The 2,029-nt window shown below is 34.1% G+C and carries 3 protein-coding genes; 2 read left to right on the plus strand and 1 reads right to left on the minus strand.

The genetic code is table 11. The features are described 5' to 3' along the window. A partial coding sequence (locus F6K13_RS30435; RefSeq protein WP_353735331.1) for a hypothetical protein occupies positions 1 to 253 on the plus strand: 253 nt, incomplete at its 5' end. A gap of 655 nt (positions 254 to 908) precedes the next feature. Continuing rightward, positions 909 to 1,130, plus strand: coding sequence for a hypothetical protein (locus F6K13_RS30440; protein WP_124144377.1), 222 nt, complete (start codon positions 909 to 911; stop codon positions 1,128 to 1,130). A 284-nt stretch (positions 1,131 to 1,414) separates the two neighbouring features. Here the strand turns inward: F6K13_RS30440 and F6K13_RS30445 are convergent, their stop codons facing one another. Beyond that, a complete protein-coding gene (locus F6K13_RS30445) occupies positions 1,415 to 1,975 on the minus strand; it encodes a DNA-binding protein (RefSeq protein WP_192901092.1) in 561 nt (186 codons plus the stop codon). Positions 1,976 to 2,029: the final 54 nt, after the last annotated feature.

Here is a 2,029-nt window from a genome sequence, read left to right on the forward strand (position 1 = left end):
GAATTTAGCTGTTGTTTTACCCCATCATTGGGAACAGTATTTGAAGAATAAGAAATCAGTTAAAATTACTCCCAGTTTAGTTCAAAGAGACTTTTATAGAATAATTTCAACTTTGGGAACAATGGCTCGATCTCCCAAACGTCGAGGTTATTCTTCTGGACGGATTAAAGGATATAAAACAACACCACGAACTCGTCATCAAGTTATCACAAAAGGGCAAAAAAAATCTCGAAAACAACGAAAAGTTTCTTAGGAACTGGCGACAACTCTTAATTATTGCCTTTTTTCAGTGATTAAATTCACTGGAGATAGAGCGGTATTATCCTGTTTGATTAGCGTAATAATTACGCTAACTGTTAGTTACTTTTTGTCCAAAGTCCAATTAGACTCTTTGTATTATTTATAATATCAACATTTTGAGCTTCTTCATTAAGGGCTGAACTCTGACCATGTTGAGTAGACATAACTGCTTGATTAGGTAACAACTACAAGGCATCATAAACTATAAGATCAAATCAAAATGTGACATAAAAATTAATCTTTGGTAATTTTAATCACAAGAATTAATTTCGTTATTAGATAACAAAATACTGATTAAATCTCTCCGTTTTTTTACTTACAATATAGTTAAGTTTAAATGAGTGATTATATAAATTTACAGATATTTAAAAAGTTAATTTTACAGGGGTTTCCTTTGCTATGAGGTACAGTCCAATCTTCTTAGTTTTTTATATCATGTTCCCCTCCGGGGGAGCTACGCTAACGGATAATCAGTGATAAAAAACCTTTTCCCTTCTAACCTTTTCTTTCCTTCTGCCTTATCTCCTCCAAAGTGTAAGTATTCAACCGAACATGATATTACTTCTGACTTAAAATAAGGTGTACCTCATTACATCGGAAAGTGCTGTATGTTAGTAAAGGGAATTAAAAAAGGAAAAACTATCGAGTTATTAGAGGAAGTAAATTTACCCGATAACCAAGAAATTTTAATAGAAATTAAAGAGGTTAATGATTTTTGTTCAGCCTATCAAAAATTTAGGGCAAAAATAGAACAAAAAGGAATTACTTTTGATGATAATACTTTTGAGAACTTACGAGATAAGTCACCAGGGAGAGAGGTTGATTTATGAGTTTAAACTATTTGCTAGATACTAATATAATTTCTGAATCTATACGTCCTTCTTCGTTGACCTGAAATGATTGAGAATTTGAAAGCCTTGTGAAGTCAAGCCTAGAGACAAAAAATGACCCTAAATACTTGCTGGAAGTAAAGAGAGTTGGAGAGCGATCGCTAAATAGATGTTCAATTTTCTGAGTTAATAGTCTGTATAATTAGCGATTTCTAGACAGCAAAAAATAGAACAGTACCAAGACACTGCTATTGAAATTCTCTGTTTCCAAGTTAACTATCCAGTTAACTGGTTTTATTCTTTCCTTTCTTTTTAGATTTTTTCTTCTTACTTTTTGCCCCCTTAGTTTTTGCACGCTGCTGAACTACTTCCGGTGGCGGACCATAATCTCCATTAACAAAATATTTTCGTTCTACTATATGTTCTGGATCTACTTCAATCCACAGACGAGCTCCCCCAGCTTGACTTTTGTTCGGGTTATGAGGCTGATAAACAATTTGGCAAGGTCCGTTAATTTTAAGGGCATGGCAATAATTCTTTTTATCTCCCACTTTCACTGCAACGGCTGGATGAGAAGTTCCATTGTCTCGGTTATAGTCAATAGTCTTTCGCAGAACATGAACAATAGTCTTAGCTTTGCGTTGAAGTTTATTCCAACTACCTTCAGGACCACGACAACCTGGTGTAATCTCTGGCATTCCGCGATGGTTGAGAGGAATTTGCCAAAATCTTTTGACTTTTCGAGCGCCGATAACACGACCTTTATTGAGTAAAAACCTCAATCTACCTGTTGAAATATTTAGTAGAAAAGCTGCTTGTGTAGTACTAACTAATGAGACAGTCATAACTATAACGTTAGGGTTTTAGGTTCTATATGAAAATTATAGAATACTTAGATA

This window comes from Okeania sp. SIO2B9 (assembly GCF_010672505.1).
GTDB classification, from domain to species: Bacteria; Cyanobacteriota; Cyanobacteriia; order Cyanobacteriales; family Microcoleaceae; genus Okeania; species Okeania hirsuta.

Excerpts from the sequence above, each read along its gene's own strand:
- F6K13_RS30440 (WP_124144377.1), top strand. The coding sequence starts at position 909 with ATGTTAGTAAAGGGAATTAAAAAAGGAAAAACTATCGAGTTATTAGAG.
- F6K13_RS30445 (WP_192901092.1), bottom strand. The coding sequence starts at position 1,975 with ATGACTGTCTCATTAGTTAGTACTACACAAGCAGCTTTTCTACTAAAT.